Below are 15,493 nucleotides of genomic sequence, written 5' to 3' on the forward strand. Positions count from 1 at the left end.
TCACCCAGCGGTACGGTTTGCCTGCACATACGCGCACAAGGACCGCAAAGAACTAAAAATCTCCTGGTTATCCGGGTCTTCCGAACGCAGGGTTACCCCGTAATCGCGCCCGACAAGCAGGGCAATTTCCAGAGCATCAATGGAATCCAGTCCCAGCCCTTCTCCAAACAGGGGCGCCTGCGGGGCAATTTCTTCAGCCGTAACTTCAAGCTGAAGGGCCGCAACAAGCCGTTCTGCAACTTCATGCTCAAAAGGCGTTTGTACTGTTGTTGAACGGGTCGTATTCACAGCATGTCTCATGTTAAATGCAGATATCATGAGTGAGCTAACACAAACGGACATTCGCGCAAAGCCAAGCTGGTGGAAAAGCCGCCCCCGTTTGCGGCGTGGGGCAGGTGTAATGCTTGTCTCTTTATCAATTCTTCTTGGGCATATACCCTATACATTTCATGCAATAACGCTGATTAGTGTGCTCGCCCCCTTCATGCAGTGCGTGGCGCTTGCCCTCCTGACCCAGTATGCCAAAACAAGCATGGTTCTGGCTGTTATCCTTCCGGTACTGGCCATTTACTGGCCCCACCAGATCATGGTTGTGGATGCCTGCGGCCTGTACGCTGCATCTTTGGGGATGATGCTGTTTGTTTTTGGCCGATCCCTTATGCCCTCGCAGCAGCCTCTGGTTGCCGTTATGGCCAGCCGAGTGCATGGCCCCTTACGTGCGGATATTGCCCGCTATACGCATGGGCTGACTGTTGTCTGGACAATGTTTTTTGCAGCAGCCCTTGCTACCCCGCCCCTGCTATTCTGGCTTGGCCCAACAGGCGCATGGCAATGGCCCCTGACCGGCGGCACATTTGCCGCAGCCCTGATGATTATGGTTGTGGAATCTGGCGTAAGGCGCCTTGTTATCCGCAACTTCCAACACGTATCGCTCAGAACGACCGTAGCGGCTTTCCGCAACACGCGCGCCACACCCATGTAAACAGCAACCTTACATGCATAAAAGCCAGCCGTGCATTGTCGCGCACATAATGAAAGTGTGAAATACCGCCCTGTTCAGCGTTAAAATACTGCACTGCCGCCGGTTTGTTGAGCACAGGCATACCTTGCCAGACCATGCGCACAGCCACCTCGGGGTCAAAGTCAAAACCACGCATGAAGTGTGATGCCTGAAGGGCAGCCACCATGGCCCTTGCCGGATAAACCCTAAAGCCGAACAGGCAGTCCTCAACAGCGCCGCGTGTTTCCATACCAATCAAAAAATTGGACAGCTTGCGCCCCCATACGCGCAGAGCAGGAGCTTCTGGCCCGAAGACAGGCACCCCCAGCACCACAGCCCCCGGTGCACACTGGGCTGCGTATATGAAATCGAGCACAGATTGCGCCGGGTGCTGTCCATCGGCATCCATGGTTAAAACATGCGTATAACCTGCCTGTATGGCCCACTGCGCACCGTGCAGAACAGCACGCCCTTTGCCACCATTATGTGCCAGATGCAGAACTTTTAACCCTGGATGCATCGGCCGCAGGTCATCCAACGTCTGATCACTGCCATCCGTGCTGCCATCTGTTACCACCACAACATCCGGGCATACGGCCAGAACGCCCACAACCGTCCTACGCAACAACGCTCCCGAATTATAGGATGGAATAAGTACAATACAGCGGAACATGGCAGATATACCTGTAAAGCCAACATCAGATAAAAAACAGCAAGACTGGTCCACATACCTCAATTACGATAAGAACCGAATACCAAGATCATTGAACCGGAAATGGTAATGTCCGAGCGCAATCCCTGCCCACCCCACCCTGTCCTGCCCGACTATTACCGTACAAAGGGCGAACACAGGCAATTTGTGCGCTCTATCTTTGACCGAACAGCCTGTTACTATGACCGGATCAACTCGGTTTTCTCGCTTGGGTCGGGCAAGTGGTATCGGCGCTGGATGTTACGCATGGCGGGCCTGCGCGCAGGACAGACACTGCTTGATGTGGCAACCGGCACAGGTCTGGTTGCCCGCGAGGCGGCAACAATCACAGACATAAGCAATATTATCGGACTGGATATGAGCGTGGGCATGCTCAAGCAATGCCGCAACAATTTGCCGGTTCAGGTTGTTCTGGCAGATGCACAAGCCCTGCCCATTGCCCCAGCCAGCGTGGATATGCTGAGTATGGGCTATGCCTTACGGCATGTGCAGGACCTGCGGGCTACGTTCTCCGGCTACCTTAACACCCTCAAACCCGGAGGGCATGTGCTAATCCTTGAGATCGGGCGGGCTGACAACCGTTTTGTCCAGTTTTTGCTGCGCTTTTACCTTGGGCGGGTGGTCCCCCTGTTATCCGGCGTTACCGCCTCGCAGGAAAGCCGAACCCTCATGGCCTATTACTGGGACACGATTGAAGAATGTGTACCCCCTACCCGTATTTTGGAGACCTTGCACTCTGTTGGTTTTAGCAATGTTCGCAAACACACCTCATTTGGCGTGTTCCATGCCTATATGGGCGAACGACCGCTTTGAAACAGCCGCTCGCACTACGGTAGGCCAAGGCATAAACCGACCTACCCCCTTTACGTGAATAGGCTCAAAATCGCACGTTACGCGGCACCCGATGGCAGGCAGGCTCCGTGGAATTCACGGCGTGGGTTTTCCTGCTGCTCACGGAAAAAATTCAATGCTTCTTCACATGCTGCGCGCGTATAAAAATATGCTGTGATCATGGAATCTTCATTATCCGGGCCGCGCTGCGCTACCAGCACCCACAACGGACGCATGGATTGCCCGCTTTCGCCATTGGGCGTTGGTATATATGGCGTTGCTGCCATAGCGGGGGCCGCAACAGCCACGCCAGCCACAACAAAAAAGCCCAACATATAGCGCATGGTGCGCATAATTTTTTTCTTCATCCGTGATGCTCCTGCAACTTAAATCCTTACAGGATTCCCATACTATGCTTATCGGAATATGAGCTTCCTGTTATCGACTTATCTGGAATACAGAATTATCAATACCTTGTCGTGCCTCGCGGGCTGCGGCAGATTATGGTGATGATCCGTATTTTTATCGATTCCGATGCCTGCCCAGTCAAAGATGAAGTGTACCGTGTTGCCGGGCGTTATGGTCTGCATGTTTTTGTTGTTTCCAACCGTATGATCGCCGTGCCAGACACTCCGTTAGTCGAACGCGTTGTGGTGGAGGCTGGGCCAGACGTAGCGGATGACTGGATTGCCGAACGTACCAAGGCGAAAGATATCGTCATTACCGCCGATATTCCGTTAGCTGCACGTTGCGTGGAAAAAGGCGCCTATGTGCTCGAACCCAAAGGCAGGCTGCTTGATAGCGATGCAATCGGTATGGCGTTGGCCATGCGCAATCTGATGACAGACCTACGCTCGGCAGGGATGATCACATCCGGCAGTGCTGCATTTGGCAAAGCCGATCGTTCCCGCTTTCTTTCCGAACTTGACACTTTGGTGGTGAAGGTCCGCAAACCAACCATTCGGTTGGTTCCACCACCAATGTAATAACCATACACTTCTGTGTAAAAAACATTTTTCACACAGAATGGCAGCATAATACAGACCCAATCCTACAATCAGGCCATTTGGGCTGTGCACGATTATTTTTGTTCGGCAGAAAAAATATTAGCCCCCAGAGCTTCGGCAATAAATTGCACTGCCAGTTGCCCACGTACACTGTTCCCTGCATCATCAAGGCGTGACGAGTAAACGCCAATGGCCAGCTTGCCGGGAACAACAGCAACAATTCCTCCACCAACGCCACTTTTTCCGGGCAGCCCAACTTTGAATAACCATTCACCAGACGTATTGTACAAACCCGCCGTTGCCATAACGGCCAACACACGTGCGCTGGTCGGCGCGTCTACAACAACTTGATGAGAGCGTGGATTTGTTCCGCCATTAGCCAATGTGGCTCCCATGGTTGCCAAATCCACTGCATCCACATCGTAAGAGCATTCACGCGTATACAGATCAACTGTTTCAGACGGATCAGCATAAAGGTGGCCATAGCTTTGCAAAAGCACAGCAATCGCCTGATTATGCTGGTTACTCGCCATTTCTGACTGGTAAACAGCATCATTCAGATGCAACTGATGCCCTGCGAAGGCTGATGCAGTATCCAATACACTTTTCCACCGCGCATCCAGCGTTTGCCCCGACACAAGGCTGGCTGTTGCGATTGCCCCGGCATTGACCAACGGATTACCCGGAGGAGGGCTGCCCCCCAATTTGTCGTTATTCAGTTCCACCGCAAGCACAGAATTAAACGGTAGCCCCGTTGCGTTGACACCAACTTTACCCAGAATATTCTGGGCACCCTGCTTGTGCAGGACATCTGCCAAAGTAAAAATTTTAGAAACAGATTCCACAGGGAACGGATGCCCAGCATCCCCGATCCTGAATATCCGCCCATCCACCGTTACAATTGCAATGCCATAAAGCTTACTGTCTGCTTTGGCGAGATAGGGGATATAGCTAGCGTTCTTCCCTTCTGTGACAGATTTATATTTCTCATATGCCTGCTCCATCGCCTTTTGAATGACAGGCGACGACATTTGCTGCGGTTTTTCCCGAGCCTCTGCATTGGTGTGAGAAAACAATAAAAAGCAGTTGATGAGTATTAAAGGCGCATATTTTTTTACAAAAAAATTATCCCGCATTTGGTATATCTTTCCGCAATACATTCTGTAAATTTTCACTATTATGCCTATTGATAATTTAATAAAAAATAAATTCCAATCATTTTTCTCAAATTTCTGGGTTTTCTACAAAATTGGACTGTTCCGCGCCAGTCTCTAGCCTGCCACGCACAATAATCAGAATTATTTACAGAAACAGGAATGCTACGCTTTACAGGGTTCTATAAAACATGGCGCGCAAGCCTGCGCGCACATGCACTTCACATCAAACCCGCCAAAACAGCACACTCAGTCAGGAGGTAATCTTCATAATTACCTCCTATGTTGACTGCCAGCTTGTGACCACAGGGGCACCATCGGAGGGCCTGCTCCTCCGCACCCCTAAAAGCCGTTTATTCCGCAACAAGCTGAAGAGATGCTAACCGGCTGGAAGACTGGCCAACACTCTTGCCAGAGCGCACCATGTTACCAAGTTCAAAACGACTAACAAGTTTTTGCAATTCACCAGACATGGTCGCCAGATTATGGCTTGCAGCAGCACTTTGCTCCGCGACTGCGGCATTCTGTTGCGTTGTCTGCTCCATACTGGTCATCGCAACATTCAACTGGGTGATGCTGCTCGCCTGATCCTGCGCCGCTGTTGCAATGTTCGACACCAATTCACTGATCTCGCCCACCTGCCCAACAATCCGGTGTAGAACAGCCCCGGTTTCCTTGACGGACAGAACCCCAGCCCGGACCTGTTCAGTCGAACCGCTGATCAGAGCCGATATCTCCTTCACGGCTTCCGCCGAGCGATGGGCCAGTTTGCGTACCTCATCGGCAACAACGGCAAAACCACGCCCGGAATCCCCTGCCCGCGCGGCTTCCACACTGGCATTCAGGGCTAGAATATTGGTTTGGAACGCCACATCGCTAATCAGACCCACAATTGTGGAGATTGCTTTCGAGGATTCGTCAATTCTGGACATGACTTCAATTGCCTGCCCCACCACTACCCCAGCATGGTCAACATCCGCACGGGAGGTATTCACCACTTTATGGGCGTGCTGGGTTTCCTCCGTTGTCTTCTGCACGCGCTGGGTAATCTGTGTCAGCGCCGCAGATGTTTCTTCCAAAGTCGCGGCCTGCTGCTCCGTTCGGCGGGAAAGATTATCTGCTGCTGTGGCCACTTCCTGCGTGCTATTGCCAATACTATAAGCCGAGCCAGAAACAGCCGCAAAAGCTGCTGCGAGTTGCTCAATGGAGTGATTAAAGTTTTCTCGTAGAGGCTCAAGATCGGGGGCAAATTTTTTCTGAATCTGAACAGACAGATCTCCGGCAGCCATTTTCTGTAGCCCATCTGCCAGACTGTCCGTTGCAACCTTCAGTTGTCGAGCAGCCTCCTCGGTTCTTTCCTGAACAACCCGCCGCTCCGCCTCCTGCCTACGGCGTGCTTCTGTTGCCTCACTTTCCAGACGGGCCTTGTCAATCGCTGCCAGCCGAAACACTTCAACGGCTCCAGCCATTGTCCCGATTTCATCATGGCGTTCCACATAGGCCACGGGGGTTGCAGTATCCCCTTCAGCCAGAACCCGCATCGACTGGGTAATCACCGGCAAAGGCCGCAGCAACCATGCGGTGACCACACCCATGCCCAGTGTTGCTATGAGCATGACACCGCCAGAAACCAGTGTAAGGGTCCATAAAAAACCACTGATGACAGCATCAGCCTCATCCCCTCTGATAGCAACGTTCAGCACACCCGCAACTTTGCCTTCGGAAGAAAAAATCGGCTGGTACACAGTGTAGAAATCACTACCAAGGAGCACCATAGGCCCTTCGTAAGGTAAACCTTTAACAATGGCCTTATAGGACGAAGCATTATGATCAAGCGGCGTATCCAGAGAGCGCTGATCTCTCTCGCTTCCGTTCATCATGCGACGTATAAAATCGGTACCATTGCTATCCGTGACAAAAAGAACTGTTCTTCCACCTGTCACGTGTGAAATGTCATCAGCCATGCCGTGACCATTAAAAGGCAATGGCACGGTATCGGCTGTTATTTTTTCTATTGTGCCATCAGCCCCCCATGACACATGGATTCCGGGTATATCCCGTTGCAAAAGGCTTGCCGCAGCCCGCATTCCCGCATGAAGCTTGTCCTGCAAGGCCTGCTGCATCTCGCTGCGAACAAGATGCGTGACTTCCGCGACCACGCATAGTGCAGAAACCAAAAGAAAAATACTGGTAGCTAAAACAATTTTTTGAACAAGACCGAATTTCATGGCGCGGAAACCCACAGAGTTTTTACGTGTTATAACGAGAAAAAACGACCTTCAATTTTCATATGTACTAGCACAGCTATCTTCATCAGGCTCAATAATTCACGCAGGGAAAAACACAAACCTTATTTATGAAAATAATCTATTATTACTCGGTAAAATCATATTTTTCATACTTTTTCAGCACAAGAAATCACATGAATGTGTAGAGGCTCGACCGGGATACAAAAAAGCCCGTTTCCATTAGAGCGCCGTCTAATGAGGCAAACCATTGCAGCCCATAGACCACTCAGGCATGCAAAATTGTTTTTCGCTTGACCCTATATCAGTCTATCTCTTAAAAAATTAGCTTTATTCCATAAAAAATTGACTGGGCAGTATGCAGTATCTCACTCAGTCCGAGTATCAGAACCCCTACTGGCGGCATAATCTGATTGTTTGCCTCTTTGGTTCTTTTGCAACCTTAATCGCTATGACGCTCATCTTGCCGTTCCTGCCATTATATGTGCAGCAGCTTGGCATTAACGGGCAGGCTGCCATTGCCCAGTGGTCTGGCATTGCTTATGGGGCAACCTACTTAACAGCCGGAGTAGTTGCCCCCCTATGGGGGCGACTGGGGGATTTGTACGGACGCAAATCCATGCTGGTGCGGGCCAGTGCAGGAATGGCCATTACCATGGCGCTCATGGGCTGTGCGACCACAATCTGGCAATTTGTGGGGTTAAGGCTTTTGGCAGGCATCGCCGGAGGTTACTCGTCTGGTGCCATGATACTGGTCGCATCGCAGGCACCTCGCGCTCAATCCGCTTGGGCGCTGGGCCTCCTCTCATCTGGAATAATGGCAGGCAATCTGATTGGCCCTCTCATCGGAGGTATCTTTCCGCCACTTGTCGGTATCCGTATGACATTTATTGGTGCGGGTAGCCTGATTTTTATTGCGTTCCTTGCCACCCTTTTCATGGTAAGGGAAACACCGCAACGGACCAGAAAACCTTTACCAACCAGAGGTCACTGGTCAGACATTCCAAACAAACCGCTCATGATCACAATGCTTGGCACAGGCTTACTCCTGATGGTCGCCAATATGTCGATCGAACCAATCATTACGCTTTATATCCACTCCTTAATTGCCGATCCGACCCAGACCACGCTTATAGCCGCATTGGTTATGTCGGCCGCGGCGCTGGGGAGTGTTCTTTCGGCCTCTTACCTTGGTCGAGTAGCCGACAAAAAAGGGCATGGCGTCATTATTGTAAGCGCTCTTGCCGTTGCCAGCATGCTGTTGATACCGCAGGCATTTGTAACGGCTGGATGGCAACTTATCGCATTACGTTTTTTAATGGGGCTTGCTTTGGGGGGGCTAATGCCCTGCGTTACGGCAGTTATCCGGCATAATGTACCGGAACATTCTGTCGGTGTTGTTTTGGGCTATGCTGTATCTGCACAGTTTGTTGGGCAAGTCGCGGGGCCATTGCTTGGCGGCTTCATTGGGGGGCAGATTGGTATGCGTTTTGTCTTTCTGGGAACCAGCCTCCTGCTGTTTTTGGGTGCGATTGGCAACTGGCGTATTCTAAGCCTCTCCAAACAACGCTAAAAATCAGCCGCTTCAACAGGCGAATTGTACCGCCAAAACACTGAGCCTCCCTACATTCCAGCTTGAATTATGCTCACACCCGTTACGCATACGGCCCCTTGCACGTAACAGGCTGTCCGTTCAGCCATCAAACAAACTTCAGGAATCGTTAGCCCTCACAGAATAGGGGAATTGCCATATTCTGCCGTTTTATGTGCATGAACAATATTATATTTCATTTCAATACCGGAATATAATAGAACGACGCAAACGCCTGATGTCATGCTTTGCAAAGACATACACAGTGGTTTTGTTATGAGGAGATTGACTGATGCGGAACTCTCAATCCTCAGCGTAGCATATCAAAAAACGCACTACCCCGCAGACCAAGAAAACCTCTTTTTCTTCTCCATCAGAAAAGATGTTTTCCGACAAGATGGAGCTCATAATGAAATTAAAAGACTTCAAGGTCCTGACTTTTGATTGTTACGGAACTCTGATCGACTGGGAAACAGGCATTATCAATGCCTTAACACCGTTGACATCACGGTTGAAAACACCCCTCAGCCGCGATGAAATCCTGCAAGCCCATGCGAAATATGAATCCCGCCAGCAAAAATGGACCCCCGGGCGGCCTTATCCCGCCATTTTGTCCAGTGTTTATCGTCGCCTTGCGGAAGAATGGGGAGTTGCCCATACAGTTTCCGAAGCACAGGACTACGGAAATTCCGTTCCAAACTGGCCTGCTTTTCCAGATTCTACCGAAGCGCTCACGTATCTGAAGCAGCATTTCAAACTGGTTATCCTTTCCAATGTCGATGCCCGCTCTTTCAGCGGCAGCAATGCGCGGTTGAATGTCGCATTTGACGGCATTTACACAGCTGAAGATATTGGTTCGTACAAACCGTCCATGCGTAATTTTGAATATATGTTGGAATATCTGGCGGACATCGGACTAGGCCCATCCGATGTGCTCCACACGGCAGAAAGCCTGTTCCACGACCATCAGCCTGCCAACAAAGTAGGGCTGACATCATGCTGGATCTACCGCCGCCACGCACAGAACGGTTTTGGGGCGACAATGGACCCAGGTGCTATGCCAAAAATTGATTTCCGCTTTAACTCCATGATGGAGCTTGCCGAAGCCCATCAAAAAGAAATGATGGAAGGCTGATCTTCCATTTACTAATGCCCTTTTCTGATATCCATGAAGTTGAGATCATAAATGAAAAATAGCGATAAAAAGCTGGGCATGGGTGTCGCAATTTCACGCCGTGATATGATCCACGGCGTGACCGCAGCCGCACTGGGAGCGTCTCTGGCGCGATCACACATTGCTCAAGCGGCAACAGAAACCGGAAAAACTTCTCCTCTAACCAATCATACTGAAGCGACAGCAGCAACTTACCCGCCTTTACGCAATGGTCTGCGAGGCGCCCACCCCGGCGCATTCGAAGCAGCACATGCCCGTCGTGATGGCGCCCCCTACCCCACGCCCCAGCCAACGGGAGAGACCTATGACCTCGTTGTGGTGGGTGGCGGCCTGAGCGGTCTGGCCGCCGCATGCCTTTACCGGCGGCGGTTGGGCGCAAATACACGCGTGCTGGTGTTGGACAACCATGATGATTTTGGGGGCCATGCCAAACGCAACGAATTTGTGAGCGATGGACGCACCCTCATGACCACCGGTGGATCAGCTTACTTTGTTGCCCCGGACCAATGGACTGAGAATGTGGCAGGGTTTGTTAAAAGCCTTGGTGCTGACTTTACGGTAAAGCGTAAGGAAAATAATCCTTTCGCACAGATGGGACTACGCCCGGCAACTTTTCTGTCCCAAGAAAGCGGGGGAGATGGCAAACTTTACCCTCATGTCCGCTTTACCGATCCAACAGTGGAATTCCTGCAAACAGCGCAACTGCCACCACGCGTAAGACAGGATCTGATGGCTGTCTATCATGGTAAGGTTGACTATATGGCAGGCATGACAAAGGAACAAAAAATCCAGCGTCTGCAAACCATCACATACAAGCAGTATCTTCTGGATTATGTAAAAGTAGCACCGGAAAGCCTACCATGGCTCCCCGGCGTGTGGTGCCTAAGCAAAACCGCCTCCAGCGCTTGGTTTGCCTATTTCCGCTATGCCCCCGGTTTTTCAACACTGGGCGTGGAGCGCGCGCCCCATTCGCCCGAATCTCCCCAAAGTGCGGCGGCAGACTTTCATTTGCCCGCAGGCAATTCTGATCTAGCCCGCCTGATGGTACGCGAACTTGTGCCTCAAGCCCTACCACAGGGAACGTGGCAATCTCTGGAAACAACACGGGTTCGCTACGATACGCTTGACCGCCCCACAGCACCAGCACGTATCCGGCTAAGTAGTATTGCTGTGCGGGTGCAGCATGTCGGCCCAGAACCGGTGGGAATGTTCGAACCAGACACCCGCCAGGTTGCTGTTGATTATATTCAGAACGGCAAGTGCCTTCGTGTTATGGGTAAAAATGTTATTCTTGCTGGCAATAACAACATGATTCCCTATTTGTGCCCAGAAATGCCTGAGGAACAAAAAACCGCACAGCACAAAGCCGTCCGGGCTGCCAACCAGATGACAACTGTTCTGATACGGAATTGGGAAGCCTTCCAAAAGGCAGGCGTCAACCGTGTGGATACACCAAAACGCTTCTTTGCCAGTTTTGCGCTGGATGTCCCTTGGGCAAAAAATGATGGTGTGCCCGATATGGACCCCAAAAAGGGTGTTCTTGTAACATTTATGACAGGTACCAACTCGGGTATTCTGAATAATGAAACAATGACACGCACCATTCTGGGTTATGACATGCCAGACAAGCTGAGCATGCAAGAACAGTTCAGAATGGTACGCATGGGATTGCTGCAAACACCTTTTGCAACATTCGAACGCGCTGTCCGCAGCCAAATGAACGATGCACTTGGGCCTTATGGTTTTGATGCCGCACGCGATATTATGGGAATCACCGTTAACCGTTGGCCACACGGTTTTGCCATGGCGCAGAACTCCCTGTTTGATAAGCCCAGCCCCACAGGCGAACAGCCCTGCGAAATTGCCCGCCGTCGTTTTGGCCGAATTTCTATCGCAAATAGCGACGCATCTGGGCAGGACTTGTGTAATACCGCCATTGATCAGGCATTCCGTGCGGTAGAAGAAATTGTTCCGCATAATTACGGTTACTACAATAGGATATAGTTTCTCTCATCAAAGGTAATGCTCCACCATAGATTCACACTATAGTAGAGCGCGCAACAATCCGTAGTAACCATGGAGCCATAATGAATATGAACAGGAAACCTCCCATATTCCGTTTTTTTTCACCCACGGTTTGTGCATCCATGCTGCTGGCTGTTGCCATGGCGTATGTTACGCCCACCGTCCACGCAGCAGAAGAACCGTGGCACGGCACAGATGCACGCCAGCAGGTGCCAGATGCTTTACTTGGGCCATGGAAAGCAGACATCTCGGCGTCTCATTATACGGACCCGCCGCCACGTAAAGCATTACGCTTTTTTTCCTATACTGAAGGAGGAAAAGTTCTTGTTACTTTCATGACCCTAACTGCAAAAGGTCAGTTCAGTTCGGGACACTGGGCAGCGCAGGTGGATGGTACACCCGCAGTTGAATACCATAGTCAAGGCGGATCAATTCCGTTTAATGTTGTCTACTTCACAAAAGTAGATGACTACAATTACCACCTCGTTGTTAAACGAAATGGGAAATTGGAAATAACTGCCGATTACAGCCTATCCAAAGATGGTAAAACGCTGTTCTACCGTTATGGTGGCACTGAGGTCGTATACCACCGTTGGGATATGATGGAATAAGGTTTCACTAAGCGCAGTTATAACCCCAACCTACTGAATGAAGTCCATTTTCACTTGAGCATCACTGAGTTGTCAATGGACTGCTCTACGCGGTCAGTGACCATTCTGTTCCAAGTGACGGGACAACATTGCAAAAAAGGAGTGCAGTATGGAAAAAATTAGCTGGAATGATTTCGAAAAAGTCCTGATTGTTTCGGGAACCATTTTACGTGTTGAGGATTTTCCAGAGGCCCGCAAGCCAGCCTACAAAATATGGGCTGACTTTGGACCTTATGGGGAACTGAAAACAAGTGCGCAGTTTACAAAACTCTATAGTAAAGATGAACTTGTTGGCCGTCAGGTCATCGGTATTATCAATTTTCCTGTAAAACAGATCGGTCCTTTCCAGTCGGAGTTTTTACTATCCGGCTTTGAAACACCCGAGGGCGTTGTGATGGCATCCATCGAGCGGAGTGTCCCTAATGGCACACGTTTAAGTTAACATCACACTCTCGGTTAAAAAATCGAGCGAGATCTGCCGCCTCCACTTTTGGTAATACAGAAGCAATTAAAAAGATGGAAAAATCCGTCAAAACCCAAGTTTTACTTTTCATCTTCATTGGGAATATTACCAACCATGCCCAGAACAGCTAACAACACCAATCCCAACCAGACTCTCTCCACTCTAAAACAGCGTCATATTATTATGATTGCACTGGGGGGAGCCATTGGTGCAGGGCTGTTCGTGGGGAGCAGTGCTGCCATTGCTGCTGCTGGACCTGCCGTATTGGCTGTATTTGTTGCTGTTGGCCTATTGGTCATGCTGGTCATGCGCATGCTGGGGGAAATGGTAACAGCCCGCCCAGGCCGGGGATCATTCGTCGCCTATATTCGCGAAGCCCATGGTAATGGAGCGGGCTTTACTGCGGGCTGGTTATACTGGTTTTTCTGGTTGGTTGTGTTGGGGAGCGAGGCAATCGCAGGTGCCATTATGCTACACGACATGATCAATCTGCCGGTGTGGCTATTGGCGACAGGCCTGATCATAACGCTTATGGTTATCAACCTTGCCGCTGTGCGCGTGTTTGGCGAATGTGAATTCTGGCTATCAATCGTTAAGGTTGCCAGCATTGTTTTGTTCGTATTCATTGGCGTCCTGTGTATTGCGCATCTATTTGGACCACCTGTACCAATTGTACAAAATGTAATGGGCCATGGCGGGTTAATGCCCCATGGCATTATTGCAGTGCTTTCGATTGTTCCCACCGTGTTATTCACAATGATCGGCTCAGAAATTGCGACTGTTGCCGCGGGGGAAACTGCCGAACCAGCCCAGAACATTGCGCATGTCACCCGCAGTCTGGGTACTCGGCTGACATTATTTTACAGTCTTTCAATCGGAATCATTCTGATGATTGTCCCATGGACAAACATCGTGCCCGGCCATTCACCCTTTGTTATGGCAATGCAGGTCATGCAAATTCCTGGTGCCGCATTGTCTATGCGTATTGTTGTGTTAACAGCAATAATCTCGTGCATGAATTCCAGCCTATATATTACATCTCGCGTTCTGGCGGAGTTAGCCCGTCATGGAGATGCCCCTTCAAAGCTGCAACACCATGGCCGCCATAAAACACCTGTCAATGCGATCGTGGTGAATTCATTAGCTGGGGGGATTGTGGCCTTCGCATCTATCATTGCTCCGGACACAGTCTTTGCCTTTCTCCTCAGTTGCAGTGGCGGGGTGATTCTGGTGGTTTATTCCCTCATCATGACAGCCTATATCGCCATTCGTTATCAGGCAGACGATAGGGAGAAAAAAGCGTTTTTCCATCTCCCTCTTTTCCCGTTCATCAATATTGCCTGCCTGGGGTTTGTCGTGTTGATTTTTGTCGCCATGTTCAGTGACCCTACTCAGCGGACAACTGTCATAGCCAGCCTTGGAACATGTTTTCTGTTCATGGCCATCTACTGGACACGACAATTTGCACAGCGTTCATTGAACCGTGCCTGATCAGAACCAAAACAGAAACTGGACTTGTAACGGTTTTGCGCTGATCATCTGAGCATTTTAAGCGCGCATGAGAAGACCGACGAGGCTGTGAGGATTACGTTGAGCCGTAACCTGTCCCGCACACGCATTGCGGCCGATCTGGTTAGCCCCGTTTCTGGATGTCACGCCCTGTGCTCCAATCGGCCAACCTCTGCGTTGAGGGATATTGTGCCGCAGCCATCAGGCCGACACAGGAGATGATCCGGGTCACTCTGCCAGGGTCAGAGCCGTGCCTTTGTGAAAGGCGATATGGCTGGTTTTAAGGCTTTCTATTTCATACTGAGGCTGCTCTGCCGTTGCGTGATGCTGATAGCCGTTGACCAGAAAGGGCGCCCTATGAATAGCTCTAATCCGCCCACTGACGTATCCTGCTTCCGAGTTCCATGATACGATATCTCCGATCTGGAAAGTGTGTGACGGCATGGAAAACTCCGTATCCAATGTGAACCTCGCAGGGGAAGCAAGATTATCTTCTTGCCATCCATTCTACACCATTGGGCATTCCACGCTTGCACTATCTGACTTTATCGCACTTTTGCGTCATTATGGCGTGACACTGATCGCGGATGTGAGGGCTTTTCCGTATTCCCGGCGTAATCGGGACTATGATGGCACGAATCTCCAGCCGGAACTGGCGACACATGGGATCGGATATAGCCATTTTCCAGAGCTTGGTGGACGACGACCACGGTCGAAAACGGTGCCCGCGGAGACCAACGCATTCTGGCGTGTCCAGAGTTTTCATAATTATGCGGATTATGCGCTGGGTGACGATTTTCACCAAGGTCTCGTCCGACTTATCGAGGCGGGGCAGCAGGCAACTGTTGCAATCATGTGCGCGGAAGTGCTTTGGTGGCGGTGCCATAGGCGCATCATCACCGACTATCTTCTGGCTCATGGGGTAACAGTCTTTCATATTCTGTCCATGACGGATGTCTCTCCCGCGCACCTTACTGAATCTGCGATTATTGATAACAGCCACCATATTACTTACCCACAAATAAATACTTCCAAAGACTGACAGTAAAACGCGGGACGCAAAAACATACCCTCTCGAAAAATCGGTATGATTTTTGATCGAATGACCCAGATTATTTTGTGCTCACGCCC

General features: G+C 50.5%; 16 protein-coding genes. 10 read left to right on the top strand and 6 right to left on the bottom strand.

Annotation, left to right across the window (positions count from 1 at the left end; genetic code table 11):
- Nucleotides 1–288 (bottom strand): phosphopantetheine-binding protein, encoded by a 288-nt coding sequence (locus AABE20_RS13650; RefSeq protein ID WP_338333592.1) that lies wholly within the window; start codon nt 286–288, stop codon nt 1–3.
- 28 nt (nt 289–316) lie between these two features.
- Here AABE20_RS13650 and AABE20_RS13655 point away from each other — a divergent pair, with 28 nt between their 5' ends.
- Entirely contained in the window at nt 317–982 is a 666-nt protein-coding gene (locus AABE20_RS13655) for a COG4648 family protein (protein WP_338333593.1), read from the top strand.
- On the opposite strand, the gene AABE20_RS13660 is transcribed toward AABE20_RS13655, so the two are convergent.
- Complete coding sequence (locus AABE20_RS13660) at nt 933–1,673, bottom strand: glycosyltransferase family 2 protein (RefSeq protein WP_338333594.1); 741 nt, start codon at nt 1,671–1,673, stop codon at nt 933–935. The genes AABE20_RS13655 and AABE20_RS13660 overlap by 50 nt on opposite strands.
- Nucleotides 1,674–1,781: 108 nt before the next feature.
- Here AABE20_RS13660 and AABE20_RS13665 point away from each other — a divergent pair, with 108 nt between their 5' ends.
- A complete protein-coding gene (locus AABE20_RS13665; protein WP_338333595.1) occupies nt 1,782–2,525 on the top strand; it encodes a class I SAM-dependent methyltransferase in 744 nt (247 codons plus the stop codon).
- 77 nt (nt 2,526–2,602) lie between these two features.
- On the opposite strand, the gene AABE20_RS13670 is transcribed toward AABE20_RS13665, so the two are convergent.
- Complete coding sequence (locus tag AABE20_RS13670; RefSeq protein ID WP_338333596.1) at nt 2,603–2,911, bottom strand: hypothetical protein; 309 nt, start codon at nt 2,909–2,911, stop codon at nt 2,603–2,605.
- 141 nt (nt 2,912–3,052) lie between these two features.
- Between AABE20_RS13670 and AABE20_RS13675 the strand changes: the two genes are divergently transcribed.
- Nucleotides 3,053–3,529, top strand: a complete 477-nt coding sequence (locus AABE20_RS13675; protein ID WP_338333597.1) for a YaiI/YqxD family protein — start codon at nt 3,053–3,055, stop codon at nt 3,527–3,529.
- A gap of 95 nt (nt 3,530–3,624) precedes the next feature.
- On the opposite strand, the gene glsA is transcribed toward AABE20_RS13675, so the two are convergent.
- Together glsA and AABE20_RS13685 are read right to left on the bottom strand one after the other, a co-directional pair.
- Nucleotides 3,625–4,686: a glutaminase A gene (gene glsA, locus AABE20_RS13680; protein WP_338333598.1), complete on the bottom strand. Its 1,062-nt coding sequence runs from the start codon at nt 4,684–4,686 to the stop codon at nt 3,625–3,627.
- A 371-nt stretch (nt 4,687–5,057) separates the two neighbouring features.
- Nucleotides 5,058–6,863, bottom strand: coding sequence for a methyl-accepting chemotaxis protein (locus tag AABE20_RS13685; RefSeq protein WP_338333599.1), 1,806 nt, complete (start codon nt 6,861–6,863; stop codon nt 5,058–5,060).
- A 445-nt stretch (nt 6,864–7,308) separates the two neighbouring features.
- Between AABE20_RS13685 and AABE20_RS13690 the strand changes: the two genes are divergently transcribed.
- The 6 genes from AABE20_RS13690 (at nt 7,309) to AABE20_RS13715 (ending at nt 14,344) form a co-directional block, all read left to right on the top strand.
- Nucleotides 7,309–8,523: an MFS transporter gene (locus AABE20_RS13690; RefSeq protein ID WP_338333600.1), complete on the top strand. Its 1,215-nt coding sequence runs from the start codon at nt 7,309–7,311 to the stop codon at nt 8,521–8,523.
- Between the two features lie 400 nt (nt 8,524–8,923).
- Nucleotides 8,924–9,676 carry a haloacid dehalogenase type II gene (locus AABE20_RS13695; protein ID WP_338333601.1) on the top strand — a complete coding sequence of 251 codons (753 nt, stop codon included), beginning with the start codon at nt 8,924–8,926 and terminating at the stop codon, nt 9,674–9,676.
- A gap of 51 nt (nt 9,677–9,727) precedes the next feature.
- Entirely contained in the window at nt 9,728–11,719 is a 1,992-nt protein-coding gene (locus AABE20_RS13700; protein ID WP_338333602.1) for an NAD(P)-binding protein, read from the top strand.
- Nucleotides 11,720–11,862: 143 nt separating this feature from the next.
- Nucleotides 11,863–12,351 (top strand): hypothetical protein, encoded by a 489-nt coding sequence (locus tag AABE20_RS13705; protein ID WP_338333603.1) that lies wholly within the window; start codon nt 11,863–11,865, stop codon nt 12,349–12,351.
- Nucleotides 12,352–12,499: 148 nt separating this feature from the next.
- On the top strand, nt 12,500–12,832 hold the full coding sequence (locus AABE20_RS13710) for a tRNA-binding protein (protein ID WP_338333604.1): 333 nt from the start codon (nt 12,500–12,502) through the stop codon (nt 12,830–12,832).
- Between the two features lie 135 nt (nt 12,833–12,967).
- Nucleotides 12,968–14,344, top strand: coding sequence for an amino acid permease (locus tag AABE20_RS13715; RefSeq protein WP_338333605.1), 1,377 nt, complete (start codon nt 12,968–12,970; stop codon nt 14,342–14,344).
- A gap of 246 nt (nt 14,345–14,590) precedes the next feature.
- Here AABE20_RS13715 and AABE20_RS13720 read toward each other — a convergent pair whose 3' ends face one another.
- Nucleotides 14,591–14,806, bottom strand: coding sequence for a hypervirulence associated TUDOR domain-containing protein (locus AABE20_RS13720; RefSeq protein WP_338333606.1), 216 nt, complete (start codon nt 14,804–14,806; stop codon nt 14,591–14,593).
- Between AABE20_RS13720 and AABE20_RS13725 the strand changes: the two genes are divergently transcribed.
- Nucleotides 14,805–15,404, top strand: a complete 600-nt coding sequence (locus tag AABE20_RS13725; protein ID WP_338333607.1) for a DUF488 domain-containing protein — start codon at nt 14,805–14,807, stop codon at nt 15,402–15,404. The genes AABE20_RS13720 and AABE20_RS13725 overlap by 2 nt on opposite strands.
- Nucleotides 15,405–15,493: the final 89 nt, after the last annotated feature.

This window comes from Acetobacter zythi, assembly GCF_963921165.1.
GTDB lineage: Bacteria > Pseudomonadota > Alphaproteobacteria > Acetobacterales > Acetobacteraceae > Acetobacter.

What these genes read in the sequence shown, in the direction of transcription:
- glsA (WP_338333598.1), bottom strand. Translation starts at nt 4,686, where the DNA reads ATGCGGGATAATTTTTTTGTAAAAAAATATGCGCCTTTAATACTCATC.
- AABE20_RS13705 (WP_338333603.1), top strand. Translation starts at nt 11,863, where the DNA reads ATGCTGCTGGCTGTTGCCATGGCGTATGTTACGCCCACCGTCCACGCA.
- AABE20_RS13675 (WP_338333597.1), top strand. Translation starts at nt 3,053, where the DNA reads ATGATCCGTATTTTTATCGATTCCGATGCCTGCCCAGTCAAAGATGAA.
- AABE20_RS13660 (WP_338333594.1), bottom strand. Translation starts at nt 1,673, where the DNA reads ATGTTCCGCTGTATTGTACTTATTCCATCCTATAATTCGGGAGCGTTG.
- AABE20_RS13725 (WP_338333607.1), top strand. Translation starts at nt 14,805, where the DNA reads ATGGAAAACTCCGTATCCAATGTGAACCTCGCAGGGGAAGCAAGATTA.
- AABE20_RS13710 (WP_338333604.1), top strand. Translation starts at nt 12,500, where the DNA reads ATGGAAAAAATTAGCTGGAATGATTTCGAAAAAGTCCTGATTGTTTCG.
- AABE20_RS13700 (WP_338333602.1), top strand. Translation starts at nt 9,728, where the DNA reads ATGAAAAATAGCGATAAAAAGCTGGGCATGGGTGTCGCAATTTCACGC.
- AABE20_RS13715 (WP_338333605.1), top strand. Translation starts at nt 12,968, where the DNA reads ATGCCCAGAACAGCTAACAACACCAATCCCAACCAGACTCTCTCCACT.
- AABE20_RS13665 (WP_338333595.1), top strand. Translation starts at nt 1,782, where the DNA reads ATGTCCGAGCGCAATCCCTGCCCACCCCACCCTGTCCTGCCCGACTAT.
- AABE20_RS13690 (WP_338333600.1), top strand. Translation starts at nt 7,309, where the DNA reads ATGCAGTATCTCACTCAGTCCGAGTATCAGAACCCCTACTGGCGGCAT.
- AABE20_RS13655 (WP_338333593.1), top strand. Translation starts at nt 317, where the DNA reads ATGAGTGAGCTAACACAAACGGACATTCGCGCAAAGCCAAGCTGGTGG.
- AABE20_RS13720 (WP_338333606.1), bottom strand. Translation starts at nt 14,806, where the DNA reads ATGCCGTCACACACTTTCCAGATCGGAGATATCGTATCATGGAACTCG.
- AABE20_RS13695 (WP_338333601.1), top strand. Translation starts at nt 8,924, where the DNA reads ATGTTTTCCGACAAGATGGAGCTCATAATGAAATTAAAAGACTTCAAG.
- AABE20_RS13670 (WP_338333596.1), bottom strand. Translation starts at nt 2,911, where the DNA reads ATGAAGAAAAAAATTATGCGCACCATGCGCTATATGTTGGGCTTTTTT.